Origin of the sequence: Clostridium intestinale DSM 6191 (assembly GCF_900130055.1) — a bacterium.
Lineage (GTDB): Bacteria > Bacillota > Clostridia > Clostridiales > Clostridiaceae > Clostridium_T > Clostridium_T intestinale.
In genome coordinates, this window is sequence record NZ_FQXU01000027.1 from 1 (window position 1) to 25705 (window position 25705).

A 25705-nucleotide genomic window follows, 5' to 3' on the forward strand; every position below is an offset into this window, starting at 1 on the left:
TTTATTCAAAACTTCTTAAGTTTCCTCTGTTTAATTTTCAAAGACCATTTTTTCTTTTTCGCTAATCTCTCTCAGCGACAAGTGTTATCTTATCACACAGCTTTTTGCATGTCAACAACTTTTTTCATTTTTTGTTGATCAATTTCTTACTAAGAAATGTTTGCCTTCACTTGCGACGTGTTTTATCTTAACATCTACGAAACATATAAATCCTCCTTTCAAAACTAAATTAGCCCATATAAATTCCTATTACTACAAAATACTCATTTTTTCTCGCTTTTTTTATTATTGATACACTAGGATATGTTTATATTTATTTTTTCTTATTTAATACAATTATGACTTCATATAAGAATATTCTCCTACCTGATATTAAATGCTTATTTATGTTAATAATATGTAATACCAGATTAAAGTATAGAGATTTTATATCAAATTTAATAATCTTTGACTATTATAATAATATCTTAACCACAATTTAAATAACTGGTATAATATTAATCATATATTCTATGAAGGGGGAAATTAGATGAAAGATTTTACTAACTACATTACATATGCAATAATGGCCATTAATATTATTGTTGGTACTGCTATAGTTGTTTTAGAAAGAAAAAAACCTGAAAAAACAATAGCTTGGTTATTAATTTTATTATTACTCCCTCCTGTTGGTTTAGTTCTTTATATATTCTTAGGGCAAAATTGGAAAATACATAAATTGAATGATCGCATATCTAATGAAATAAAGGATTTAATAACTCCTATAATAAAGGAGTATAAACTTAAACAATATACTCCGCTTATTGAGCTTCTTGCTAATAATAGTGACTCTCCTATCTTCCCAAATAACGATATCAAATTCTATACTAATGGAGAGGATAAGTTTAATGATTTAAAAGAGCAACTCCTAAATGCCACTCATCATATTCATTTAGAGTATTATATTGTAAAAAGTGATAATATAGGAAACGAAATAAAAGATATCCTTATAAAAAAGGCAAAAGAAGGCGTTAGAGTTAGATTCATTATAGATAGAGTGGGCGCTAAAATGAAAAAGGCTTACATAAAAGATTTAAAAGACAATGGAATCGACATTGTATTCTACTCTTATTTCTTAGCTCCACTATTACGCCCTATAAATACCCAAATAAATTATAGAAACCATAGAAAAATAGCCATAATAGATGGAAAGGTAGGATTTTTAGGTGGTATAAACATCGGAGATGAATACCTAGGCAAAAGTAAATTTGGTTACTGGAGAGATACTCATCTTATGGTTAGTGGTGACTTCGTTATGGCTCTTCAGGCAGTTTTTTTGGATGACTTTTTAACTATACAAAAGGCAAATAACGAATACTCTTTTTATGATGATGAGTTTGATCAATACTTTCCTGCAACTTCAGTAAAAAATGATGTTCTTATGCAACTAGTTAAAAGTGGACCTGACTCTGAATTTCCAGCAATAATGCAGGGAATGTTAAAAATGATAACAATGGCCAAAAAGAATATTTATATATCTACACCTTATTTTGTTCCAAACGAAAGTATAATGGATGCTTTAAGAATAGCTTCATTAGGTGGAGTGGACATTAAAATAATTTTCCCTGAGCAAGCAGATCACTTTACTGTTAATAAAGCTTCAAGGACATATTTAGGAGAATTGATGCGTTGTGGGGTAAAAGTATATTTTTATGATAAAACAGCTTTTATCCATTCTAAAACTATGACTGTAGATGGAAAGCTATTTACTTTAGGTACTGCTAACATGGATATCAGAAGTTATGATTTAAATTATGAAATTAACTGCGTGGTTTATGATGAGCATAAAACTAAAGAGCTTGATGATATTTTTAACAATGATTTGCTTAGATGCAGAGAATTTCCTCTAAAAGAATACGAAAATGAAGGAAAAGTCGATAAATTTATAGAGGGAATTGCTAGAATTTTTTCATCTCTACTATAAAATACTCAATTAGTGTATCAATTACATTAATTGAGTATTTTTTATTATATTTACATTAAATTTTTATTACTTCTATATGTTTATATTAGCTAATATTATAGAATAGTGTTATTCAGTAATATCAACTAAAAGGAGTTAATTCTAATGCTAAAAAAATTTCTCTATTTAATTCCAATATCTATAATCGTAATTATTTTATATGTTTATTTTAAACCAGATTTGAGAGTTAAATTTATTGAAGAGTTTGACGGAAAAAGTCTCACATCACTAAAAAATGATAAACTTGTACATAGTTTTAAAAAGAAGAAACTATCTAGAAAAATTCCATCTCTTCCTAATAACATAACCTCTATATCTAAAGTAAATAATGTAGATTTAATTTATAAGGATGCTAAATTAGACCTTTCATCTCCGATTCTTCAAAAAGGACAAAGATATTACATATCAATAAAAGATTTTTGTGAATCAGTAGGTGCAGTTTATAATTATTTTGGAGATAAGTATACAATAGAATTTAACAATCAAATATATACGGTATCAAAAGAAAATAAAAATATATCCTCAAAAGCAGGCACAGTAGAACTTAGAGGTGAAGCTTTAACTAATCATAAAACAGAATATTTATCAGTTTCTGATATTGAAGAAATATTTTCTTTTATAAGTTATTGGGATATTGATAATAATAAAATATCATTTTTCCCTATAGATAATTTAAAGATAAAGATCCCAAAAGCTAATGGTACTATATCTTTAATTAGATTAGAAGATATTTCTGTGGGTGAAGAATATAACGGCGATAATTTACTTAAATTTAAAATGGTAGCACAAAATCTTTATATAAATAATGCAAATTTCTCAATAGCATGGGTTCCTAGATTTAAAGATCCTGAAAATAACGTAGATATAGATCTTTTAAAAGACTTTAACATGACTAATGCTGCATTTATAAATACCTTAGATTACATTATAAATAGAGGTGGAATTATAGGTCTTCATGGTTATACACATCAGTATGGAAATGAGAAGAGCATAGTTAGTTCTGAACTTACAAAAGATCATAATACTAAAGAAGAGGATGTTATAAACATTGTAAATTCAGCGATAACTACAGCAGACTCATTAAATATACCTTATAAGTTTTTTGAGTCTCCACATTATAGAGCTACTGAATATCAACAATCTATACTCGAAAAGTATTTTGATTATATATATGAACCTTACGTAGGTATATGGAACAAGCTCCCCTTGGTTAGTCCTAGGAATAATACTACTATATATGTTCCAGCACCTTTAAGTTATGTAAAAGACAACAATGTTCAAGAGTTACTAGATAATATTAAAAGCAACAAAAGTTCATCTCTTGCAAGCTTCTTTTACCATCCATACAAAGAATTTGATTATATAAACATTGATATTAAAGATGGACAATTAAATTATACATATTCTCAAGATGCTCCATTAAATAGAATATTAAAAACACTTGATGATTGTGGATATGTAACTATAAAACTTACTGATATAAAATAGAAAAAAGATTAGCTGATGTTAAATTAGCTAATCTTTTTCTTTAAATTCACTCTAAAAAACTTAATTGAGTTGAAGATATCTCCTTATAATAAGATGGCATTTCCGTAGATATTCCGTGTATCTTACAATAATCATAAAACATCTTCTTTATCTTTTCATACTTTTCAATCCTACAGCTATAGTAATTTTTATAATGACTTTGATACTTTTCCTTCACTCCAAGAAATAGCTTATCTAGTTTCTCATAATAATAATCACGTTGTCTATCCCTTAATGTTACTCCAAAAAATGGGTAAATATATTTAACCCCATATTTCTTTGCCATATTCAATATTTCCATGATGTTTTCTTCATTATCTTCTATGAATGGTAAAATAGGCATCATAGTTATACCCACATTAATGCCCAGCTCTGATAATATACCTATAGCCTCAAATCTTTCTGTTGGACTTGATGCAAAAGGTTCTATCTTTTTGGCCAAGTTATCATCAGCTGTTGTTATTGTTATAGCTACAGATGCATATATCTTGTTTATTTCTTTTAATAAATCAATATCTCTTAAAATTAGATTACTTTTAGTTACAATATTAACTGGATATCTAAAGTCTGCAATTACCTCTAATGCTTTTCTAGTAAGCTTATACTTTCTTTCCACATAAGTATAAGGGTCACTCATAGCCCCAGTTCCTATGGTTCCTTTAATTCTTTTTCTAGCTAATTCATTTTTTAAAAGTTCCACTGCATTTGTTTTTACTAATATATTATCGAAGTTTTCTATCCTATAACACTCACTTCTAGAATCACAATATATACAACCATGTTGGCAGCCTTTATATATATTCATAGTATATTGCACTCCAAACCATTGATTTGGATATTTATTTTTAACTAAAATTGATTTAGCCTCTATTTCCTCTATCATACTATTTAACCTCTTCATATATACTTAATCTAATCTTACCAAACATAATTGCACATAAGTGTGTCATATTTAAATATCAATTCCTAAAAACTTTTTAACTAATATCCCAATACCAAAAGATATAACTGCAACACCTAAGCTTATACCTGTCATTTCTAAAAAACGTCTTTTAAACTTTAAATCCTTAGCTATTGAAATATAATAATTAAATCCTGCTATTATTAAGACTACTGAAGCAATCATTATTCCAAGTGCCACTAAGTAATCCTCTGGAGGTAAAAGCAAAAAAGGCAATATCAATATAATTACAGTAAACAAATATGCTATTCCTGTATAAGTACAAGACTTTAATGCATCTTTTCTTCCCTCTGATCTTGCAGAAAGAAATTCTGATGATGCCATAGATAAAGTTGCTGAAATGCCCGTAATCAATCCAGACAGTGCTATTATTCTGGTATTTTGAATAGCCAAAGATAAACCTGCTAAGGTTCCAGTAAGTTCTACTAAGGCATCATTTAATCCAAGAACCATAGAGCCTACGTATTTAAGTTTTTCCTCATCAAGAAGCCCTAAAAGCTCTTTTTCATGCCTGTCCTCATCATCTGCAATCTCCTTTGCTTTAGGTATTTCCTTTGCTATAATAACATAATTAATCCCAGCAGCCTCTTCTCCTTTTTCTAAAAGTTTTAAAGCAAAAGTAAAGCCTAAAATTCTGCTTATTAATACATACCAAAACACCTTTAAATTTTTAGGTTTAGCTTCTTTATTGGTGTATTTTTTCCATACATAGCTATGAGCTTTTTCTTCATTAGCTATTTTTTCTAGAACTTTTCTATTATTATCATTTTTTATTCCTTTTGCTACTTTACTATAAATATAGTATTCAGTAATTTCATCTATTTGCATTTTCTCTACTAATTTTTTTATTGGATCACTTAATAAAATTTCACTCATAATACCTTCACCTCTTTTACAAATATATCCACGTCTTCTATAAGTATATTATAAAAAAGTTAAAATAAATAAACAACTTCCATTAATATTTATAATTTAATTTATTTAATTTGAGAATAATAAACTTGAATAATTTTTAAGGAGTGAAGATAAATGAGCGAAAAAAGAAAAATGACCTTTACTGATGAAAATGGAGAAAAAGTTGATTACACAATACTTGACCAATTACTAATAAACTCCAAAGAATATGTAGTCATGGCTCCAGTTGGAAATGAAAAAAATATAGAAATATACAAAATGCTATTTGATGCTAAATTAAACGAAAGCCTAGAAGCCGTTGAAAGCGAAAGTGAGATTTCTATGGTAAAAAAAGCTGCACATATTAGTTAGAAATAATAAGACTGTACTTAAATCTGATTTTAAGTACAGTCTTATATCATAAAACAAGTGGATTAATCTATGTACACGTCAATAACCTTAGCAACATAGTCGTCTAATCCTGATTTTGATAATACCACAAGAGACTTATCTATTTCTCCTGGAATCTTGGCACTATATGCCTCAGCTTCATTGGTATCATAGTTTTCATCTCTTAATACAATTATATCGTTCCCCTCAGCCACCTCATACTCTTCAAGTATTTCCGCAACACGATCCTCTACTTCCCCAGTAGGACATTCTAATTCTCTTATCTTCTCAATTGCATCTTCAAGCTCTGTCATAATTTTTCCTCCTAAATAACATTATTACAATACTATTCTATCCATTTTAATCTATTTAATTCCTTCTCATTACTATTCAGTAGAACATTCTCATCAAGCTTCATTAAAGTCATTTTTTTATATTATGTTTAATAAAAAGTTAAATGCTTAAAAAGTTAAGCATTTAAAAAGAAAAAAAGCTATTGCAAATTTAATTACAATAGCTTTAAGTTTATTAAAATGTTACATCTTTTAGTACTAATCCTTTAGGTTGAGCTATAGGACCAGCCTCTGCTCTTCTTTTTTCATCTAAAATTCTCTTTACATCCTCTGGTTTAAGTTTTCCTTTTGCAACCTCTAAAAGAGTTCCTGTAATAATTCTCACCATATTTAATAAGAATCCATTTCCATTAACCTCAATTTCTATTAAACCATCATTTTCTTTTATATCTATATAATTAATAGTTCTAACGGTAGATTTAGTATTAGGTTTTAGACTAGTAAAACTTTGAAAATCATTAGTTCCGATTAAATATTCAGCACCTTTTCTCATATTTTCTAAATCCAATTTCTCATCAGTATGATATACATACTTTCTGTTAAAAACATTTCTAACTTTACTATTATATATTCTATAAATATAAGTTTTTGATTTAACATTATATCTTGCATGGAATCTCTCACCAGTATCTTTTATAGATTTAACTACTATGTCTTCTGGCAAAAAGTCGTATAGGTATCCCATTATAGTATTGATACTATATTCGCAATTAGTGTGGAAGTTTGCTACATAATTCTCAGCATGAACTCCTGAATCTGTTCTTCCGCAACCTATTACTTGTATAGTTTCACCTGTCATTTTAGATAAAACATTTTCTAATTTTCCTTGTATAGTTAAGTCGTTATCCTTCTGTCTTTGCCATCCTTTATAGCGTGTTCCATCATATTGTATGATCATTTTTAAGTTTCTCATCTAATTCCACCTTTAGTCTATTTAGTATTTATTTAAAACAATAGCCTTATTATAAATTAAAATAGACTAAATTAATAGCTTATTTTTCGTGAATCATTGTATACATGTTTATCATTTCTGTTACAACATCTTTTAATGTAGCTGTAGTTAACAGTTGATCCTCAGCATGCATAAATAATATAGAGAACTCAAGCTTTTCTCCTCTTGCTTCTTTTTGAACTAAATCAAAGTGTCCTTTGTGTCCTTCTTTTAAATGTTCTTCTGCTTTTTTTAATGTTTCTTTAGCTTCTTCTAACTTCTTTTCTCTTGCAAATCCTAAAGCTTCCATTATGTATGATTTTGCTGTACCTACTTCACTTATTATTTGAAATGCTGCTAATTGTAATTCTTCCATTATTGTTCCTCCTAAATGCTTTAATTATATTTGTGAAAAGATAACTTAGGAGAACAGCTTACGCCTATTCTCCTAAGATTTTATATTATGCAGTTACTTCTGGGTTATCTAAAGCTTCTTGTCTTTCTTTTTCTGCTACCTTGTTACCTACAACTACAAATGGGAAGTATATTAATGTAGCTATTGCTAAGTTTACTAAAGCAAGTATCATAGCGTTTATGCTTCCGTTAGTGTTAAAGAACGCTCCTAAACCTACTGGCATTGTCCATGGTGCCATGTTAGTTATTGGAGGAATAAATCCTATTGTATATGCGATTGTTGTAACTATAGCAAGTATAGGTTGTACAATTATATATGGTATAAATAGTACTGGATTAAGTATTATTGGAAGACCAAATAATATTGGTTCGTTTATTTGGAATATACCTGATGGTAAACCAAACTTCGCAACTTGTCTCCAGTCTGGACGTTTTGATGCTAAGAATATAGCTATTACAAGTCCTAAAGTTGCTCCAGTTCCTCCTAAGAATATATAAGAATCTATCATAGGCTTAGCCCACATATTGAAATGCTCTCCTGCTTTAACTGCAGCATCAACAGATCCATATTTTTGGAATAAGTCAACATTTTGAAGTGCCATAACTCCCATAACTGGGCTGTCTAGCGCTGATAAAGCTAATGCTCCATGTACTCCAAAGAACCATAAGAATGCTGAGAAGAATACATATACAGCTCCTACTAATCCACCTGCATTAGTTAGTGGTGTAGCTATAAACTTAATTATAAGATCGTGGAAATTCATACCGTTTCTTGATAATATAGTTGACAATGAACCTAAAATAGTTAAAATTATAAATCCTGGTATTAATGAACTGAAAGAACGAGATACTGCTGGCGGAACGTTCGCTGGCATTTTTATTACCCATCCTCTTTTTACTATAAATGAATAAAGTTCTCCAACAAATAAACCTATAAGCATACCTGATATAACGTTTTGTCCACCAAAGAATGATGTTGAGAATCCTCCAACTGATTGAGTTAATTTAGATGCTACATCTATTGTTATAACTCCATCTTTTATTAGGCTTGTATAATCAATGCCTATTGCAGCTGGTGTTAATGTTATGAATGAAACTATACCCATTAAACCAGTAGCTCCTTCATCAACATTGTTCTTTTTACCTATTTCACTAGCTAGCATATAAGGTATCATTAATGACATTATACCTATTGTTCCATTTATAGCAGCGTTACCGATGCTTTGGAATTGAGCAATAGACTTAACAGTATCTTCTGATAATCTTATACCCATTTGATAGAAGAAAGTTCCTTCCCCAAAGTTTAAAAATACGTTGTTAATAAGTATAAACATAGCACCTATTAATGATAGCGGCATAAGTCTTAAGAACGCATTTTTAATTGCATTTAGATAGGCATTATTTCCTATCTTCATAGCTACTGGCACAACTTTTTCTTCCAGAACAGCAATTAACTTATTCATATTTAACCCTCCAAAATAATGTTTTTATATTTTAAAAATTTTATTATTACCCTAATAATTTCAATGCTTTTTCTAATACTGCGTTTCCATCCATTAACCCGTACATTCTCATTTCTATAACATCTACAGGCTTGTCTGGATAAATTTCTTTTATCGCATTTAAACGATATTTTATTTGTGGCCCAAGTAGTATTACGTCAGCTTCTTGTCCTCTTTCACTTACTTCTGCTTCTGGATATGCAAATATATCTACATCAATATTTTTGCTTTTAGCTGCTTCTTGCATCTTACTAACTAATAATGATGTTGACATTCCTGCCGAACAGAATAATCTAATTTTTTTCATATTAAAATCCCTCCCTTTTTAATAGATGATGTAAATGCTTACAAAACAATTATATATCCATATCTATTAAAAGTCAATATATTATTACATAAAAATATATACTTTTGTTTTTAAGAGATATACAATGTCATAAAATCAGAAAAATCGACATTAAAAACTAATGCCGATTTTTTGAAATATTAATCAACTAACTCATTATTTTCTGCAACTTTTTTATACCATAAACCACTTTTCTTAACACTTCTTTTAAAGTTGTTATCTAAATCAACTCTATAGAATCCATAGCGATTTTTATATGCATTAGTCCAAGACCAGTTATCTACAAATGTCCACATATGGTATCCAAAGCAATTAGATCCTTCCTCTATTCCTTTATGAAGCCATCTTAAGTGTTCAAAAAGAAACTCAATTCTATAATCGTCTTGAACCATTCCATTTTCATCTATAAATCTGTCTTCATCTTGAACTCCCATACCATTTTCTGAAATATACCAAGGTATGTTTTTATAGTTGTTTTTAATGTTTACTGCTATATCATAAATAGCCTTTTCATATATCTCCCAGCCTCTATAGATATTCATTTTACGTTCTGGCCACTCATAGTTATCAAAAAATGTTTCTGGCATTAAGGCTTCACTTGGATCTACTGCCTTTTCTCTTGCTTTTATTCTACGTGGTTGGTAATAGTTAACGCCTAAATAATCCACTGTATTATTTTTGATCACTTCAAGATCATTTTCATGGATTTCTGGAATTATATCGTTATCTTTTATAATTTGAATTAATTCCTCAGGGTATTCCCCTAATATTGATGGATCTAAAAAGCTTCTATTAAAGAATAAATCTGCAATATTTGCTGCCTTTACATCTTCAGGATTATTTATATCTCTTGGATAAGAAGGTGTAAGGTTAAGTATTATTCCTATCTTTCCATCTTCAACATTTAGCTTATGAAATTCTGCAACGGCTTTAGCACTTGATAACATAGTATTATATGCTACTTGAACAGCTCTTTTCATATCTGTTACTAAAGGATAATGGAATTGATATAGATAGCCTCCTTCTACTGGAACTATAGGTTCATTATGAGTAGTCCAATATTTAACTCTATCAGAGAATAGTTCAAAACACTTACGTGCATATCTAGCATAAGCTTCTACTACTTCTCTACTTTCCCAGCCGCCTTTTTCTTGCATAGCTAAAGGCATATCAAAGTGATATAAGTTTATGATTGGTTTTATACCATTTTTTATTAGCTCATCTATAATATTATTATAGAATCCTACTGCTTTTTCATTAACTTCCCCATCACCATCTGGGATTAATCTTGACCAAGTTATTGATGTTCTATAAGAGTTAAAACCTATATCTTTCATTCTTTTAATATCTTCTTTGTATAAATTATAAAAATTTGATGTATCTTGTGGCCCTACTTGGTTAAAAAACTTTTCTGGATCGATTTCATACCAGTGATCCCAGATGTTTTTACCTTTACCATCTTTATTTGAAGCTCCTTCTGATTGAGGACCTGAAGAAGCTGCTCCCCATAAAAAGTTTTTTGGAAATTTATAATTCATTTATTTTCCCCCTTAAAAGTATATATTTTGGTTCAAATATTATTTTACGGTTAAATAATATCATACTTTTAATATAAAAGTCTATACTTTTAAATTTATGGTAAATATCTATTCTTATTTCATAAATTTTGTTATACTATAAATATAAACCATAATAAATATACTTTTGATATGATCAGGAGATTCATAATGCTAAAATATGTTGAGATTGCTAATGATATAAGAGATAAGATTTTGCAAGAAGTTTATATTCCAAATGAACAATTACCTTTTGAAAAGGATTTAGGCGAACAATATAAGGCTAGTAAAATGACTGTAAAAAAAGCTTTAGATATGCTTGTTGCTGAAGGTCTAATTGTTAAGAGACGTGGAGCTGGTACCTTTGTTAAAGATGTACAGATTAAGGATATTCAAAGATTATTACTTTCCAGTCAGTTTGAAGGACTTACAGCTAGTAATTATAAACATGAAGTTACTAGCCAAGTAATTGAATTTGCAGTTATCCCAGCAAATGAGGATATTTGTGAAAAACTTAAATTAGAACCTGATTCTTTTGTTTACAAAATCATTCGTTTAAGATTAATAGATGGCAAACCTACTGTCATCGAAGAGACTTATATGCCTCTAGCACTTATGCCTAACTTTAAAAAATCTATTTTGGAAGGTTCTTTATATGAATATATTGAAGATACCCTTGGGTATAAAATTCAAAGTGCTCATAGAACTATACATGTTAGAAAAGCTACTCCTTTTGAAATAGAACATCTGCGTTTAGAGGAAAATGATCCTATTGCTGATGTTCAACAGGTTGGATTTTTAGATAACGGACAGCCTTTTGAATATTCACTTTCATTTCATCATTACTCATTTTATGAATTTAAGACTGTTATTATAAAATAAAAAGAAGTAGCTTTACGCTACTTCTTCCATATTTTAAATCTATTGATTACACTAGTCACAATATATGCAAAAGCTCCTCCACTAGTATCTATAAGTACGTCTCTAAACGCTGGACCTCTTCCTGGTACAAAAGATTGATGAAATTCATCACTACACGCATATAAAAATACAAATGCTAATGAATAATTCCAAGCCTTTCTTTTATCCATATACAATCTTAATACATTCAGTGTTAGAATATATAAAATAAAGTACTCCGTAAAATGAGCCCCTTTTCTTACAACAAAATTAGCTAAATTACCTAAATGGCTGTTAAGATCTAATCCTAATACATTAAATATATATATTACTAGTTTACTTTGTTCATCTGATACATCTCCAGGCAATTGAGAAAAGATAAATATTACTATCATCCAAGCTATCCATAATATCCATCTTATCAATTTTCTGTTTTTGTCATTCATATAATCAACCCTTACTTTAGTTTTTTTATTATATTATATCTATCTCTTAATAGATAAGTAAAGGCTAAAGATATTAAACCTACTCCTATAAATCTTGTAGAGTTTTTAACAAACAAAATCATCATTATCCCAAGTACTATAACCATTATATCTATTAAACACACGTTACTCTTTTTCATTATATCCACCCCACAATCTTCTATATAAATCACTACCTTTTAATAATTATAGCCTGTTTCTCTATAATTGTTTATTAAATCAACCTTAAATTTACAGTTTACTGTAAAAAGATTGAGAGGTGGCCCTTTAAAATACTCTTTCTTTTTCCATAACTAGTGGATGCTTCTCTAAACCCTTTAAAACTTCACCTTTTTCCACATGACCATATTTATCAATAAGAACATTCTCCAACCTAGCATCTTCTGCTATTATTACATTTTGAAAAATAATGCAGTCTTTTAGCTTTGCATTTTTTCTTATATGAACACTTCTAGAAATTACACAATTTTCTACGCTTCCTTCTATATAACATCCATTGGCTATTATAGAATTTTTAACATCACTATCTTTAGTATATTTTGTTGGTCCTCCATCTTTAGTTTTTGTATATATTGGACCATTATCAAAAAACAACTCTGTATTTATCTTTACATTTAATAAATCCATGTTAGCCTTATAATAAGAACCCAAAGAATCTATACAACTTAGGTATCCTTTAAATTCATAAGCATTTACTTTAAGCTCATCTAACTTTTCATAAATAGCTTTTTTTATCTTTCTATACTTACCGGTCTTTATACAATCATAAATTATCTCTATAAATAAATCTTTTTTCAAAAGAAACATTTCCATACATATATTAAGTTCTTTATTACTTCCAATATTTTTGCCTACACTTCTTACTCTATTTTCCTCATCTATGCTTAATGCATCACAATTAATAAAACTACTATCGCCATTATTTATTTTCTTATAAACTACTGTAACATCTGAGTTATTATTCTCATGATATTCACTAATTTTACTAAAATCTATATTACAAATCATATATGATGGAGCCATTAGTACATATTCTTGTCTACTGAACTTAAAAAACTCAATATTGTTTGCGAATATATGCACGTCATCATAGTATAAATCGTCATCTGAAAAATTAAAAACTCTTAATCCATCTATCTTTCTATGCAAGTCCCAAGGTCTTCCGTTACTTAAGTGATCTATTAAGGACCTTGATTTGTTTTTTGTGAAAATTCCTATATTGTTGATACCAGAATTAGTCATATTAGAAAGTATAAAATCTATGATTCTATATCTTCCCGCCATAGGTACAGATGCCAATGGTCTGGTTCTGGTAAGTTCATTTATTCTTCCCTCATTTTCATCTAGGTTAATAATTCCCATGTAAGTTTTCAAAATCCCACTCCCTTTATCTATATAAACATTAGGTTTATTCCATTATGGTACCACTTTTAATATCTTCTTTTGCTGGTATTACAGTTATCTTGTTTCCATGCCCTATTCTGCATTCTCTTCTAATTGTTACATTATTTCCAACTATAGCTTTATCAATAATTACATTTTCACCTATTTTAGTATTTGGCATTATTACAGAGTTTTTTATCACTGTATTTTTACCTACAAACACTCCAGGAAATAAAACTGAATTTTCTACTTCTCCATGAACTATACAACCCTCTACTACCAAGGAAGATTTTACACTAGCATGTGGTCCTATATATTGAGCTGGCCTTACTGGATTAATAGAATATATTCTCCATTCATTGTCATATAAATTCAATTCATTATCATCTTTTAATAAATCCATATTAGCTTCCCAAAGACTTTCTATGGTACCAACATCTTTCCAATATCCTTCAAAAGGATATGCCATTAACTTCTTACCTTGCTCTAGCATTTTAGGTATTATATTTTTTCCAAAATCATTATTAGAGTTTTTATCAGCTTCATCCTCTTTTAACAGTTTTTTTAATGTTCTCCAGTTAAAAATATATATTCCCATAGATGCCTTAGTGCTTTTAGGTTCAGCTGGTTTTTCTTCAAATTCATATATACTTAAATCTTCTCTTGTATTCATTATTCCAAACCTAGATGCCTCTTCTAAAGAAACATCAATAACCGCAATGGTAACATCTGCTTCATGTTCTTTATGGAAATCTAACATTTTTTCATAATCCATCTTATAAATGTGATCACCTGAAAGTATCAACAAATATTCTGGATCATGGTCATCTACAAAAGGTATGTTTTGATATATAGCATTAGCAGTTCCCTTATACCAATTTCCGCCCTTTTCTTCTTGATAAGGTGGTAGAATATTTACTCCCCCATCTCTTCTATCCAAATCCCAGGGGTCTCCTATTCCTATGTGAGAGTTTAATTCTAGTGGTTGATATTGTGTAAGCACACCTACCGTGTGAATATTAGAATTAGAACAATTGCTTAGAGTAAAATCGATAATTCTGTATTTTCCTCCAAATGGTACAGCTGGTTTTGCCAACTTTTTAGTTAATACTCCTAACCTAGACCCTTGTCCACCAGCTAAAATCATAGCAATAATATTTTCTTTGACCATTTAATAACCTCCCTTTCTAATGATGTTTTTCCCTAATAGATAACTTTATCAATCTATTTTATTATCATTTGCTTAAATATATCCTCATTACATTTTTTCCCATATGCTCTAATTATAGCAACATAACTGTATTACTTCAATAAGCTTTTCTGGATTTATATGGCAAGCGAACTTTTTTACATATCCTTCATTTATGAAACGAATTCATAAATAAAAAGAGAGTACTACTAGGCTTTAATTAGTACTCTCATAAATGTTAACTACGCTCAGTTAAGAACTTTGAAACATATGCCAAGGATTCTTCTATTAAATCTTGTCCATTTTCTAACTCTTCCATCTTTTTCTCTAAAGAAAACATACGTTGATCTAACAGAGTTATCCTATCTTTAACATCATTTAAAATTTTACTCTCATAATTAATTTGATTACCATATTCATCTAAATAAATGTGTTCTGGAGGTCCACCACATTCTACGCATTTTAAATATATACCCTCTTTATCTCTATCCCTAAATATTTTAAATGTATCATTTCTACACCTAGAGCATTCTGATAATAAAGTATAATCATAATAACTCACATCTATTTCATAATTACTTCCACATTCTTTACAAGTTAATATTAATTTTTCATCCTTATTTTCTAAATAAAAACTATTTCCACTGCATCCTTCCTTTTCACACACCACAGTTCTTATCACAAATATCACCTCCTAGATATTTAATATGTTCAGTTTAATACATTTATTCCTATATATTTATGTGAGGTAACTATTTTTGAAAATCAAAAAGAGCCAACTTTAAAAGCTGACTCTCTAGCTATAGGTGAATTTTAATGGAGGATATACTTAACGCTTAATTTTATATTTTATCGCTAGTAAATAAATAAAAAGTGTTAAGTTTATTAAATATAGTATACTCTAATTGATAATTATTTTCAATACATTTATATAATAAAAAAAGTTATAATGTAACTATAATATTTTATGTAAAGGAGTTTATTTATGGTTGATACTAAAAGAGAAAATTATATATCTTGGGATGAATATTTTATGGGGATTGCTCTTATCTCCTCATTAAGAAGTAAGGATCCTAATACTCAAGTCGGATCTTGCATAGTTAATTCTGACAATAAAATAATCGGAATAGGTTATAATGGACTTCCTAAAGGCTGCTCTGATGATGATTTTCCTTGGGGGAATTCCGGAGATTTTTTGCAAACAAAATACCCATATACCTGTCATGCTGAACTAAATGCGATATTAAACAGTATAGGTACTAGCTTAGAAAATTGCAAAATATATACTACCCTTTTCCCTTGTAATGAATGTACTAAAGCACTTATACAGGTTGGAATAAAAGATATAATATATCTTTCAGATAAATATTCGGATACTGATATAGTAAAGGCATCTAAACATATGCTTAATACTGCAAACGTCACATTCACTAAATTTCAAACAAACAGAAAAGATTTACTTATTTCTTTTGAAAATATGGAGGATTCAAAATGAGTGCACAAAAAAAGAATGAACTTGAACTATCAAAAGAAAAAAGAGAGGAGATGATCTCTTTGATTAAAACTTATTTCTATAATGATAGAGATGAAGAAATAGGTGACTTAGCCGCAAGTTTAATTCTAAACTTCATTGTGGATAAACTTGCTCCTGAATTCTATAATCAAGGAGTTATTGACTCATATAAATATATAGGAAATTCAATTGAAGATTTATTATCTATCCAAAGATATTAAAAAAATTACTATGAGAACTAAAAGCTCATAGTAATTCTTTATTTTATTCTAATATTACACCTTCAAGTGGTTTTAATACTAAATTCCCATTTATTATAGGTTTTCGAATATTAGTAAGAAGGTCTTTTTTGTATATAACTTTACTTTTCTCAGGAAGTATAACTTCCTTTTCTTCAGATAGGTTTCTATTAACAGCTATATATAGATATTTATTATTTAAAATTCTTCTAAATAATAAAATATCTTCTTCAGAATTAATAAACTCTATGTCTCCATCTATCAATTCTTCATTTTCATTTCTAATAGAAACCATTTTTTTATACATATAGAAAATCTCTTTATCTTCTTTTCCCCATGGAAAGGTCTTTCTATTATCAGGGTCTTTTCCACCTGTTAACCCTGCTTCATCACCATAATATATCAGCGGAACCCCTACCATTGTCATTTGAATGATTAATGCTAGATTAATCAAATCTTTCACTCCTAATGAAGTTAAAATCCTTTCAGTATCATGATTTCCTAAGATATTCATAAGGCTATAAAAGTTTTCTTTTGGATAATTTTCTTTTAAACTTAAAATAACTCTAGAGAACCGATTAGAAGTAATATCTCCTCTTAAAAATGCAATTAATGTATCCTTTAATGGATAGTTAGTAACTGAATCCAGCTCTTTTCCAAGAAAATATCTTCTTTTTACTCCATAGCTAACCTTATTAGATGCATCTTCCCAAACCTCACCTATCATAACTCCATCAGGATTTTCTTTTTTAACTCTATCTCTTAATATCTCAATAAATTCGTCTGGGAGCTCATCAGCTACATCCAATCTCCAGCCGTATACCCCTAAACTCATCCACTTAGATATAACAGACTCCTTATTTCTTATAATATAATCTAAGTATGTTGGATTCATTTCATTTACATTGGGCAAATCTTTTATTCCCCACCAACATTCATAGTCATCTGGATAATTGTAAAATCTATACCAATCATAATAAGGTGAATCCTTTGACTCATAAGCACCTAGAGACTTTTCATTTTTATACTTGTTAAAGTATATAGAGTCCTGTCCAGTATGAGAAAAAACACCATCTAATATTATCCTTATACCTCGCTCCCTAGCTTTTAGGCATAATTCTTTAAAAATCTTTTCGTCTCCGAACATCTCATCAATTTTTTTGTAGTCCCCTGTATTATATTTATGATTTGATGAAGCTTTAAATATAGGATTGAAATAGATTATAGTAACACCTAAACTTTTCAAATAATCCAGCTTATTTATTACGCCCTTTAGGTTTCCTCCATAAAAATCCCATCTTGCTATATCTCCATTGTGGTCTTTTATATACATAGGTTCATCATCCCACCTACCATATATAAAAGAGTTTTTCTTAGGATTACTAATCAAACCATTTTCATTACCATTATAGAATCTATCTACAAATATTTGATATATTACCCCATGTTTATACCAATTAGGTACTAAAGCTTCTTCATAAACTGTTACCTGAAACCCCTTAGGATTATGATAATATATTTGACCTTCTCCACCTAATTCTTCTTCATTATTCCCGTAATAAACTATATCCTCATTAATCTTAAATGAAAAATAATATTTAACAACTCCAACTTTATTAAGCTCCAAAACTATTGAGTATTTTTCTTTTCCATACTCTAAAGTTCGCCTATTCATGGGTATAATTCTCATATCATTATTGAAATCAATAATATTTAGAAAAACCTCATGAATATTTACCTGGGATTCTAAAAATAATTCTACTTTTGTATCTACTCTCACTGCTCCAAAGGGTTTTCTAAAGCTTAAGTCTTGAGAGTTATGATATATAGTTACATTATCCATACTCACTATCCTCTCATATAAATTTTATAAATTTTTATATAAATATCCTGATCCCCATATACCTGTAGCATATTCTTTTATAGTTCTATCACTTGAAAAAATACCTGAGTGAGCTATATTAACACAACTCATCTCCTGCCACTTCTCTTTATTTTTATATAATTTGTCTACTTTTTCTTGAGCTTCAATATAAGAAGCAAAATCTTTTAAGACAAAAAATTCATCATTATAATTTAATAAATTTTCATAAATAATTCTGAATCTATCCTTCTCATCATGATAAAATCCATTTACAAGTTGATCAGTTATCTTTATTAATCTTTCATCGCCATTTCTTGTATCCCAAGCCGAATACTTTCCATGCCTATAATACTCTAACACTTCCCTCTCTGTTAATCCAAAGATGACTATATTATCATCTCCAACCTCATCTCTAATCTCCACATTTGCTCCATCAAGAGTAGCTATTGTTATAGCTCCATTCATCATAAACTTCATATTGCTTGTTCCCGAAGCCTCTTTTGTAGTTGTTGATATTTGTTCACTTACTTCTGTAGCTGGTACTATATCTTCAGCTAAGGATACCCTGTAGTTCTCCATAAAAACTATTTTCATTTTATCTGAAACTCTAGGATCATTATTTATTTTGTCTGCTAGTGCAGTTATAAGCTCTATGGTCTTTTTCGCTAAATAATAAGCTGGCGCTGCTTTTCCTGCAAATATAAAGGTTCTTGGAGCTATATCAAGACTTGGATTTTCTAATAGCTTATTGTATAAATCCATTATCCTAAGGGCATTTAAAGTTTGTCTTTTATATGCGTGAATTCTCTTTACTTGAACATCGAAAATGGAGTTAGTATCTACTACTATTCCCTGATTATCTTTAATAATCTTCGCTAATTTTTGTTTGTTTTCATTTTTTATTTTAAATAAACTTTCTTTAACAAAACTATCATTTTTAAACCTTTCAAACTTCTCCATATCCGTTGGATGTTTAATCCAACTTTCTCCTATGGTTTCATTAAGCAATTTAGTTAACTTAGGATTTGCTTTTATTAACCACCTTCTATGAGTAATTCCATTTGTCTTATTATTAAACTTTCTAGGATACATGTAATAGAAATCAGACATTTGCTGATTTTTTAAGATTTCTGTATGGAGTTTTGCAACGCCATTAACACTATGGCTACCTACTATAGCTAAATGAGCCATCCTTACATATCCAGCTCCTACTATAGCCATTTGAGATATCTTATCCCACTGCCCTTCATACTTACTCCACAACTCTCTTGTAAATCTTTCATTTATTTCTTCTACTATCATAAAGATTCTAGGCAATAACTTCTTAAACATATCTATTGGCCATTTTTCTAAAGCCTCTTGTAAAATAGTATGATTAGTATAAGATACAGAATTTGTAGTTATTCTCCAAGCATCTTCCCATGAAAGACCTTCTTCATCTAATAGTATTCTCATAAGTTCTGGAATGGCTAGGGTTGGATGCGTATCATTTATGTGTATTGCTATTTTTTCATTTAATAAACATAAATCTCCTAGATGTTTTTTATAATGTCTAATTATACTTTGTATACCTGCTGATACAAAAAAGTACTGTTGCTTAAGTCTTAATATTTTTCCCTCATAGAATGAATCATCTGGATAAAGAACTTGAGATATAGCCTCTACTGAGTTCTTATATTCTATAGCTTTTAAAAATTCTCCTCTACTGAAAGATGAAAAATCAAACTCATTTACTACAGGTTCAGCACTCCAAAGTCTCAATGTATTTATTACTTCATTCTCAAAACCTACTATTGGAGTATCATATGGAACTGCTAATACAGGCTCATAATTAATATGAGTGAAGGTCAATCTTCCTCCTATATACTCAGTTTTTATTTCTCCTCCAAATTTCACAACCTCAGCCTTATCTGTTTTTTTAATCTCCCATACATTACCTTCTCTTAACCATTTATCAGGAGATTCAACCTGAGAACCTTCTATTATTTTTTGTTCAAAAAAACCATACTTATATCTTATTCCACACCCATTACCAGGTATCTTTAAAGATGCCATTGAATCTAGGAAGCAAGCTGCGAGTCTTCCTAAACCACCATTACCTAAGCCTTGGTCCTGTTCAAAATTTTCTAACTCTTCAAGGTCTACTCCTAGTTCCTTTAATGCTTTTTTACAAACATCTCTTATTCCAAGATTTAATAAACTATTTCCTAATAGCCTTCCTAAAAGAAATTCCATAGAAAAATAATATACTTGTTTCTCTTTCTCTCTGTTATATCTTTTATTAGTTTCTATCCACATTCTAGATACGTAATCTCTAATTAAGCTCCCTAAGGTTTCGTATTTATTTAAATTAGTCCCCTCATCTAAGTCTTTTCCGTGTAGTTCTATGAATTTTTGTATATAATCTTTTTTAAATCTATCTTTGCTTATTGTGAGCATGGTCATCACTCCCGTAATATTATTTAAGTATTAACCAAATCCTTATACATATCTAGATATACTTTAGCTGATTTTGTCCAGCTATTATCAGCGTTCATAGCTTCCCTAACTAACCCCGTCCATATTTCTTTATTCTTAAAACATTCTAACGCAGTGGTTGTGGCTTCTAAAAACTCATTCGAGTTGAAATTTTTAAAAGTGAACCCTCTGCCAGTTCCCTCATATTTATTATATGGTATTACAGTATCTTTAAGTCCTCCTGTCTCTCTAACCACAGGTATAGTGCCATATCTTAAAGCAATTAACTGTCCAAGACCACATGGTTCAAATAATGATGGCATAAAAAATATATCTGAAGCTGCATATATCTTATGTGCTAAAGCATCATTAAATTTAATATTTGTAGATACCTTTTCTGGATATCTATAGTGTAAATTTCTAAAATGCTCTTCATAGATACTATCACCAGTACCTAAAATAACTAGCTGAACATCATCCTTTAATATTCTGTCTGCAATATCTATAACTAAATCAATTCCTTTTTGGCTTGTTAATCTTGATATTATAGATATCATAGGCACATCTTCTCTTACAGGAAGATTTAACTCTGATTGAAGCAATTTCTTATTTAGACTTTTTTTATTTATAGTCTCAAAACTGTAATTTTCATATATACTTTTATCTGTTTCAGGATTATAGCTCTCATAATCAATCCCGTTTAGTATGCCAATTAGTTGATGGTTTCTACTTCTTAAGAGCCCATCTAATCCTTCCCCATAATACTCTGTTTGTATTTCTTCTGCATAGCTAGAACTAACTGTTGATACTTTATCAGAATAATTAATTCCACCTTTCATAAAGGATACTCCACCATTAAATTCTATGCTTCCATTGTTATATGGTTCCATATCATAACCAAAGAGCTCTGGAAGAATGTTAGGATCAAAAACTCCCTTAAACAATAAATTATGAATACTGTATACTGATTTAATTCCACTATAAAAATTATCCTTCGAATACTCTAATTTTAAAAGCATAGGAATTAAACCACTCTGCCAATCATTACAGTGAACTACATCAGGCTTAAAATCTAACTCCTTCATAGCTTCCACTACTGCTCTATCAAAAAATGCAAATCTTTCTCCATCATCATAATAACCATATAACCCATCTCTTAAAAAATACTGCTCGTTATCTATAAAATAATATCTTACACCTTTTATATCATATTCAAAAATCCCACAATATTGTCTTCTCCATCCAACCTGTACCATAAACCACTTTACGAATCTCAATTTATCTTTATATTCATTCTTCAGATCCTTATATTTAGGTAATATTACCCTAATATCTATCCCTTCTTTAGTTAGTTCTTTAGGCAAGGCACCTGCTACATCCCCTAGACCACCTGTTTTTATAAATGGATCTGCCTCAGAAGTTACAAACAATATTTTCATAAAATACCCTCCACACTCACTTACTTTCAACTAATTCATCTTCTAATATTTCTTCCTCAATTTTTTGTGGCTTTAAGATCAATGTTGCCATAGGTGGAACCTTAATTTTTATACTATATTTCTCCTTATGCCATCCTTGTAAACTAGCTGTAATCACTTCATCCATAACTTGTCCTGAACCGCCATAACTGCTAGCGTCACTATTAAACAGCTCATAATATTCACCTAAATATGGAACTCCAACCTTAAAATCATAATACACCTTAGGAGTAAAATTACATATCACTATCAAAGTATCTTTTTTATCTTCTCCAATTCTGCAGTATATAAATATACTTTGATCTTTATTATCTGCATCAATCCATTTAAAACCATCGTGCTCATAATCTAGCTGCCATAAAGCCTTTTCAGTTTTATATAAATTATTTAAATCCTTATAAAAGTCCTGAGTTTGCTTATGTCTTGGAAATTCATCTATAAGTTTCCACTCAAGCTGCTCATAACTTCTCCATTCTATGAATTGAGCAAATTCATTCCCCATAAAGGTAGTTTTTTTACCTGGATGAGTCATCATAAAACCTAAAAATGCTCTTAGTCCAGAGAACTTATTCCAATAATCTCCCCACATTTTATCTATTAAAGATTTCTTTCCATGTACAACCTCATCATGAGATATTGGAAGAATAAAGTTTTCTGTATAATGATACATCATAGCAAAATTAATAAGATTATGATGATACTTTCTATATATAGGGTCAATCTCAACATATTTTAATACATCATTCATCCAACCCATATTCCACTTAAAGTTAAAACCTAATCCACCCATATCCACAGGTTTAGTTACCATTGGCCATGTTGTTGATTCTTCAGCAATCATTAAAATATTAGAAAACTCTTTAAATACTGCTGTATTTAATTCTTTAATAAATTCTGCTGCTTCTAGATTTTCACGTCCTCCATATTTATTAGGACTCCACTCTCCTTTTTCTCTTCCATAATCTAAATATAATATATTAGCAACTGCATCTACTCTCAATCCATCTATATGGAATTCTCTGAGCCAATACAATGCATTTGATATTAAAAAACTCTTAACCTCCGGCCTTCCTAAATCAAAATTTGCAGCTCCCCAGCCCTTATTTTCTTGTTTACTTAGCTCTTCATATTCATAGGTAACAGAGCCATCATACTTATATAAACCATGATTATCTTTACAAAAATGTCCTGGTACCCAATCTAAAATAACTCCTATTCCTTCATTATGTAGAGCGTTTATAAGCTCCTTGAATTCATCTCTTGTTCCATACCTACTAGTAACGGAATAATATCCAACTACCTGATATCCCCAAGAATCATCTAGAGGATGCTCCATTATAGGCATCAATTCTACATGGGTGTAACCCATACTTTTCACGTATTCTGGTAACCTTTTTGCTAGTTCTAAATAAGATAGAAATTCTCCATTCTCATCAGTTCTCCATGACCCAAGATGAAGTTCATATATATTTACTGGACTTTTATAAATATCAGTTTTATTTCTTGAATTTATCCACTTTCTATCTTTCCATCTATATTTTAAGTCTCTCGTTATAATAGATGCGGTATTAGGTCTTAATTCACTATATATTGAATATGGGTCTGATTTTAATATAATTTTATTTTGTTCAGTGGTTATAGCATATTTATAAACCTGACCTTCCTTCATACTAGGGATAAAAGAACTCCATAAACCAGACTTTGTTATCCTCTCTAATGAATATTCCTCAAGAACCTCCCAATTATTAAAGTCTCCTACTACATTTATTGCTTTTGCCTTAGGTGCCCATGTTGTAAAACGAACCCCTCTTTTTCTTTTCTCAGTAATAAGATGAGCTCCCATAAATTTATATGCATTATAATGACTACCATTGTGAAATAGATATGTATCATATTCTGATATATTCTTAATATCTATTATTTCTGTCTTTTCATTCTCTACTCTATCTTTAAGTTCAACCATATTCTCAACCCCTTGAAATCTTAATAATGTAATTATAACATAATTTTCCATTAATTCTATAGTATTGATATTTTTTATAAGTTACATAATTTAAAACCTTTCCATAATCCATTTAGATATAAAACAAAAAGCCGCATTAAGCGACTTTTAAAATTTATTAAATCTATTCATCTTTTTTATCTTCTAATTTTATTTGTTTCTCTAGTTCGTCAATCTCTTCGTCTATTTTGTTTGTATTTTTACCCGCTAAAATTAATTCTCTTTTTTTCAGTTTCAATTCTACTAGTTTTTCTTTCAGCTCTTGTATTTTTGACATAGAAACACTCCCCATCTTCCACTCTCTTTTTCCCAATAATTTTATATAATTAACAAGTAAAAAATACTATACTTATATAATATGTTTTTTTAAGTTCGATGCCAATTTACATTAACCCCTTAAACGTATTCAAGTCATCTTATTTATACATTTATATAAATTTTTTATTTAATTATATACAGAAACAATACCCTAAAATTTTTCTAATATAACTCTTATTTTAAAGTATAGTTCCTTTCATTTCAATATAATTAATAAAATATATGTCATTACTAATATTTACTTTAATTTTATCTTGCATATATAAGCTTTCATTAACTCTATAAATACACTTAGAATTATAGTTATTACTAAAAATCCATATCCAAAATCTACTCTAAATGATGTATTTACTTTTCTATAATTATAAACCATAAGCCAGCCATCTCCTAGAGATTTCTGATATATATCCTGTAACTCGTATCCCCTACCTTTTATAATTATTATGAAAATTAGAAAAATAAATATTAAAATAAAATATTTAATAATGTTTATAAATCTTTTCACCTTCAAAAAATTCATCACCTTTAATTAATCCTTATGTAATATATGAAAAAGCTAAAAAAATAATGCTTATTTTTAATTATATCTTGCATCAAAAGATTTAATTTAAGTAAAGGTGATCAATAGAAATATGATCACAAAGAAGCTACTCTTACAATAGAAAATGCTATTTAGAAATAAGTTAAAATAAAAAAGACACATGCTTACATGTGTCTTTTTTGGTGGAGATAAAGAGATTCGAACTCTTGACCCCCTGCGTGCAAGGCAGGTGCTCTCCCAACTGAGCTATACCCCCAGAAATGGTGGACCTTCAGGGACTCGAACCCCGGACCTACCGGTTATGAGCCGGTTGCTCTAACCAACTGAGCTAAAGATCCACAAATAAACTGGCGACTTCCTACTCTCCCACACAGTCTCCCATGCAGTACCATCGGCGTAATAAAGCTTAACGATCCTGTTCGGAATGGGAAGGGGTGTTACCTTTATGCCATTATCACCA

25 protein-coding genes, 2 tRNA genes and 1 rRNA gene are annotated in these 25705 nt (G+C 29.5%); 6 read left to right on the forward strand and 22 right to left on the reverse strand.

Annotation, left to right across the window (positions count from 1 at the left end; genetic code table 11):
• The first annotated feature begins 529 nt into the window (after positions 1-529).
• Positions 530-1963 carry a cardiolipin synthase gene (gene cls, locus BUA92_RS22390; protein ID WP_083553635.1) on the forward strand — a complete coding sequence of 478 codons (1434 nt, stop codon included), beginning with the start codon at positions 530-532 and terminating at the stop codon, positions 1961-1963.
• 144 nt (positions 1964-2107) lie between these two features.
• The gene (locus BUA92_RS22395; protein ID WP_073022840.1) at positions 2108-3490 is read left to right on the forward strand and encodes a DUF2334 domain-containing protein; all 1383 of its coding nucleotides are present in this window, start codon (positions 2108-2110) and stop codon (positions 3488-3490) included.
• Positions 3491-3536: 46 nt separating this feature from the next.
• Here BUA92_RS22395 and BUA92_RS22400 read toward each other — a convergent pair whose 3' ends face one another.
• The gene (locus tag BUA92_RS22400) at positions 3537-4412 is read right to left on the reverse strand and encodes an SPL family radical SAM protein (protein WP_073022841.1); all 876 of its coding nucleotides are present in this window, start codon (positions 4410-4412) and stop codon (positions 3537-3539) included.
• Between the two features lie 69 nt (positions 4413-4481).
• The gene (locus tag BUA92_RS22405) at positions 4482-5366 is read right to left on the reverse strand and encodes a VIT1/CCC1 transporter family protein (RefSeq protein ID WP_073022842.1); all 885 of its coding nucleotides are present in this window, start codon (positions 5364-5366) and stop codon (positions 4482-4484) included.
• Positions 5367-5519: 153 nt separating this feature from the next.
• Here BUA92_RS22405 and BUA92_RS22410 point away from each other — a divergent pair, with 153 nt between their 5' ends.
• The gene (locus tag BUA92_RS22410) at positions 5520-5756 is read left to right on the forward strand and encodes a DUF1292 domain-containing protein (RefSeq protein ID WP_073022843.1); all 237 of its coding nucleotides are present in this window, start codon (positions 5520-5522) and stop codon (positions 5754-5756) included.
• A gap of 62 nt (positions 5757-5818) precedes the next feature.
• On the opposite strand, the gene BUA92_RS22415 is transcribed toward BUA92_RS22410, so the two are convergent.
• From BUA92_RS22415 to BUA92_RS22440, 6 genes are all read right to left on the reverse strand, one after another.
• Positions 5819-6088 (reverse strand): hypothetical protein, encoded by a 270-nt coding sequence (locus BUA92_RS22415; RefSeq protein WP_021803796.1) that lies wholly within the window; start codon positions 6086-6088, stop codon positions 5819-5821.
• A 214-nt stretch (positions 6089-6302) separates the two neighbouring features.
• The gene (truA, locus tag BUA92_RS22420) at positions 6303-7040 is read right to left on the reverse strand and encodes a tRNA pseudouridine(38-40) synthase TruA (protein WP_073022844.1); all 738 of its coding nucleotides are present in this window, start codon (positions 7038-7040) and stop codon (positions 6303-6305) included.
• 79 nt (positions 7041-7119) lie between these two features.
• Positions 7120-7434 carry a PTS sugar transporter subunit IIA gene (locus tag BUA92_RS22425; protein ID WP_021803798.1) on the reverse strand — a complete coding sequence of 105 codons (315 nt, stop codon included), beginning with the start codon at positions 7432-7434 and terminating at the stop codon, positions 7120-7122.
• Between the two features lie 85 nt (positions 7435-7519).
• Positions 7520-8935, reverse strand: coding sequence for a PTS cellobiose transporter subunit IIC (gene celB, locus BUA92_RS22430; protein ID WP_073022845.1), 1416 nt, complete (start codon positions 8933-8935; stop codon positions 7520-7522).
• A gap of 46 nt (positions 8936-8981) precedes the next feature.
• Positions 8982-9281: a PTS sugar transporter subunit IIB gene (locus BUA92_RS22435; RefSeq protein ID WP_021803800.1), complete on the reverse strand. Its 300-nt coding sequence runs from the start codon at positions 9279-9281 to the stop codon at positions 8982-8984.
• 179 nt (positions 9282-9460) lie between these two features.
• Entirely contained in the window at positions 9461-10858 is a 1398-nt protein-coding gene (locus tag BUA92_RS22440) for a glycoside hydrolase family 1 protein (protein ID WP_073022846.1), read from the reverse strand.
• A 189-nt stretch (positions 10859-11047) separates the two neighbouring features.
• Here BUA92_RS22440 and BUA92_RS22445 point away from each other — a divergent pair, with 189 nt between their 5' ends.
• Complete coding sequence (locus BUA92_RS22445) at positions 11048-11758, forward strand: GntR family transcriptional regulator (RefSeq protein WP_021803801.1); 711 nt, start codon at positions 11048-11050, stop codon at positions 11756-11758.
• A 17-nt stretch (positions 11759-11775) separates the two neighbouring features.
• Here the strand turns inward: BUA92_RS22445 and BUA92_RS22450 are convergent, their stop codons facing one another.
• The 5 genes from BUA92_RS22450 to BUA92_RS22465 form a co-directional block, all read right to left on the reverse strand.
• Positions 11776-12222, reverse strand: coding sequence for a VanZ family protein (locus BUA92_RS22450; protein WP_073022847.1), 447 nt, complete (start codon positions 12220-12222; stop codon positions 11776-11778).
• Positions 12223-12233: 11 nt separating this feature from the next.
• The gene (locus tag BUA92_RS23440) at positions 12234-12401 is read right to left on the reverse strand and encodes a hypothetical protein (RefSeq protein WP_175550947.1); all 168 of its coding nucleotides are present in this window, start codon (positions 12399-12401) and stop codon (positions 12234-12236) included.
• 127 nt (positions 12402-12528) lie between these two features.
• Positions 12529-13635 carry a glucose-1-phosphate adenylyltransferase subunit GlgD gene (gene glgD / locus BUA92_RS22455; RefSeq protein ID WP_073022848.1) on the reverse strand — a complete coding sequence of 369 codons (1107 nt, stop codon included), beginning with the start codon at positions 13633-13635 and terminating at the stop codon, positions 12529-12531.
• Between the two features lie 34 nt (positions 13636-13669).
• Positions 13670-14815, reverse strand: a complete 1146-nt coding sequence (locus BUA92_RS22460) for a glucose-1-phosphate adenylyltransferase (RefSeq protein WP_021803803.1) — start codon at positions 14813-14815, stop codon at positions 13670-13672.
• Positions 14816-15071: 256 nt separating this feature from the next.
• Positions 15072-15515 carry a hypothetical protein gene (locus BUA92_RS22465; protein WP_021803804.1) on the reverse strand — a complete coding sequence of 148 codons (444 nt, stop codon included), beginning with the start codon at positions 15513-15515 and terminating at the stop codon, positions 15072-15074.
• A 303-nt stretch (positions 15516-15818) separates the two neighbouring features.
• Here BUA92_RS22465 and BUA92_RS22470 point away from each other — a divergent pair, with 303 nt between their 5' ends.
• Both BUA92_RS22470 and BUA92_RS22475 read left to right on the forward strand, forming a co-directional pair.
• Positions 15819-16328: a deoxycytidylate deaminase gene (locus BUA92_RS22470; protein ID WP_073022849.1), complete on the forward strand. Its 510-nt coding sequence runs from the start codon at positions 15819-15821 to the stop codon at positions 16326-16328.
• Positions 16325-16567: a DUF2164 domain-containing protein gene (locus BUA92_RS22475; protein WP_073022850.1), complete on the forward strand. Its 243-nt coding sequence runs from the start codon at positions 16325-16327 to the stop codon at positions 16565-16567. The genes BUA92_RS22470 and BUA92_RS22475 overlap by 4 nt, the downstream gene beginning before the upstream one ends.
• Positions 16568-16610: 43 nt before the next feature.
• On the opposite strand, the gene BUA92_RS22480 is transcribed toward BUA92_RS22475, so the two are convergent.
• The 9 genes from BUA92_RS22480 to rrf form a co-directional block, all read right to left on the reverse strand.
• Complete coding sequence (locus BUA92_RS22480; RefSeq protein WP_073022851.1) at positions 16611-18428, reverse strand: glycoside hydrolase family 13 protein; 1818 nt, start codon at positions 18426-18428, stop codon at positions 16611-16613.
• A 24-nt stretch (positions 18429-18452) separates the two neighbouring features.
• Positions 18453-20888, reverse strand: coding sequence for a glycogen/starch/alpha-glucan phosphorylase (locus BUA92_RS22485; RefSeq protein ID WP_073022852.1), 2436 nt, complete (start codon positions 20886-20888; stop codon positions 18453-18455).
• Positions 20889-20911: 23 nt separating this feature from the next.
• Positions 20912-22345: a glycogen synthase GlgA gene (gene glgA, locus BUA92_RS22490; protein WP_073022853.1), complete on the reverse strand. Its 1434-nt coding sequence runs from the start codon at positions 22343-22345 to the stop codon at positions 20912-20914.
• Between the two features lie 16 nt (positions 22346-22361).
• Positions 22362-24347: a 1,4-alpha-glucan branching protein GlgB gene (gene glgB, locus BUA92_RS22495; protein ID WP_073022854.1), complete on the reverse strand. Its 1986-nt coding sequence runs from the start codon at positions 24345-24347 to the stop codon at positions 22362-22364.
• Positions 24348-24510: 163 nt separating this feature from the next.
• On the reverse strand, positions 24511-24663 hold the full coding sequence (locus BUA92_RS23445) for a hypothetical protein (RefSeq protein ID WP_175550948.1): 153 nt from the start codon (positions 24661-24663) through the stop codon (positions 24511-24513).
• A 279-nt stretch (positions 24664-24942) separates the two neighbouring features.
• Positions 24943-25077 (reverse strand): hypothetical protein, encoded by a 135-nt coding sequence (locus BUA92_RS23805; protein ID WP_278335163.1) that lies wholly within the window; start codon positions 25075-25077, stop codon positions 24943-24945.
• A 348-nt stretch (positions 25078-25425) separates the two neighbouring features.
• A tRNA-Ala gene (locus BUA92_RS22505) sits at positions 25426-25501 on the reverse strand.
• A 5-nt stretch (positions 25502-25506) separates the two neighbouring features.
• A tRNA-Ile gene (locus tag BUA92_RS22510) sits at positions 25507-25583 on the reverse strand.
• A 7-nt stretch (positions 25584-25590) separates the two neighbouring features.
• A 5S ribosomal RNA gene (gene rrf, locus BUA92_RS22515) occupies positions 25591-25705 on the reverse strand; the annotation flags it as partial.

What these genes read in the sequence shown, in the direction of transcription:
- celB (WP_073022845.1), bottom strand. Translation starts at nt 8,935, where the DNA reads ATGAATAAGTTAATTGCTGTTCTGGAAGAAAAAGTTGTGCCAGTAGCT.
- BUA92_RS23440 (WP_175550947.1), bottom strand. Translation starts at nt 12,401, where the DNA reads ATGAAAAAGAGTAACGTGTGTTTAATAGATATAATGGTTATAGTACTT.
- BUA92_RS22450 (WP_073022847.1), bottom strand. Translation starts at nt 12,222, where the DNA reads ATGAATGACAAAAACAGAAAATTGATAAGATGGATATTATGGATAGCT.
- BUA92_RS22470 (WP_073022849.1), top strand. Translation starts at nt 15,819, where the DNA reads ATGGTTGATACTAAAAGAGAAAATTATATATCTTGGGATGAATATTTT.
- BUA92_RS22395 (WP_073022840.1), top strand. Translation starts at nt 2,108, where the DNA reads ATGCTAAAAAAATTTCTCTATTTAATTCCAATATCTATAATCGTAATT.
- truA (WP_073022844.1), bottom strand. Translation starts at nt 7,040, where the DNA reads ATGAGAAACTTAAAAATGATCATACAATATGATGGAACACGCTATAAA.
- BUA92_RS22405 (WP_073022842.1), bottom strand. Translation starts at nt 5,366, where the DNA reads ATGAGTGAAATTTTATTAAGTGATCCAATAAAAAAATTAGTAGAGAAA.
- BUA92_RS23805 (WP_278335163.1), bottom strand. Translation starts at nt 25,077, where the DNA reads ATGGTTTATAATTATAGAAAAGTAAATACATCATTTAGAGTAGATTTT.
- BUA92_RS22445 (WP_021803801.1), top strand. Translation starts at nt 11,048, where the DNA reads ATGCTAAAATATGTTGAGATTGCTAATGATATAAGAGATAAGATTTTG.
- BUA92_RS22435 (WP_021803800.1), bottom strand. Translation starts at nt 9,281, where the DNA reads ATGAAAAAAATTAGATTATTCTGTTCGGCAGGAATGTCAACATCATTA.
- BUA92_RS22425 (WP_021803798.1), bottom strand. Translation starts at nt 7,434, where the DNA reads ATGGAAGAATTACAATTAGCAGCATTTCAAATAATAAGTGAAGTAGGT.
- BUA92_RS22460 (WP_021803803.1), bottom strand. Translation starts at nt 14,815, where the DNA reads ATGGTCAAAGAAAATATTATTGCTATGATTTTAGCTGGTGGACAAGGG.
- BUA92_RS23445 (WP_175550948.1), bottom strand. Translation starts at nt 24,663, where the DNA reads ATGTCAAAAATACAAGAGCTGAAAGAAAAACTAGTAGAATTGAAACTG.
- cls (WP_083553635.1), top strand. Translation starts at nt 530, where the DNA reads ATGAAAGATTTTACTAACTACATTACATATGCAATAATGGCCATTAAT.
- glgA (WP_073022853.1), bottom strand. Translation starts at nt 22,345, where the DNA reads ATGAAAATATTGTTTGTAACTTCTGAGGCAGATCCATTTATAAAAACA.
- BUA92_RS22410 (WP_073022843.1), top strand. Translation starts at nt 5,520, where the DNA reads ATGAGCGAAAAAAGAAAAATGACCTTTACTGATGAAAATGGAGAAAAA.
- BUA92_RS22400 (WP_073022841.1), bottom strand. Translation starts at nt 4,412, where the DNA reads ATGATAGAGGAAATAGAGGCTAAATCAATTTTAGTTAAAAATAAATAT.
- BUA92_RS22485 (WP_073022852.1), bottom strand. Translation starts at nt 20,888, where the DNA reads ATGCTCACAATAAGCAAAGATAGATTTAAAAAAGATTATATACAAAAA.
- BUA92_RS22480 (WP_073022851.1), bottom strand. Translation starts at nt 18,428, where the DNA reads ATGGATAATGTAACTATATATCATAACTCTCAAGACTTAAGCTTTAGA.
- BUA92_RS22475 (WP_073022850.1), top strand. Translation starts at nt 16,325, where the DNA reads ATGAGTGCACAAAAAAAGAATGAACTTGAACTATCAAAAGAAAAAAGA.
- glgB (WP_073022854.1), bottom strand. Translation starts at nt 24,347, where the DNA reads ATGGTTGAACTTAAAGATAGAGTAGAGAATGAAAAGACAGAAATAATA.
- BUA92_RS22415 (WP_021803796.1), bottom strand. Translation starts at nt 6,088, where the DNA reads ATGACAGAGCTTGAAGATGCAATTGAGAAGATAAGAGAATTAGAATGT.
- BUA92_RS22440 (WP_073022846.1), bottom strand. Translation starts at nt 10,858, where the DNA reads ATGAATTATAAATTTCCAAAAAACTTTTTATGGGGAGCAGCTTCTTCA.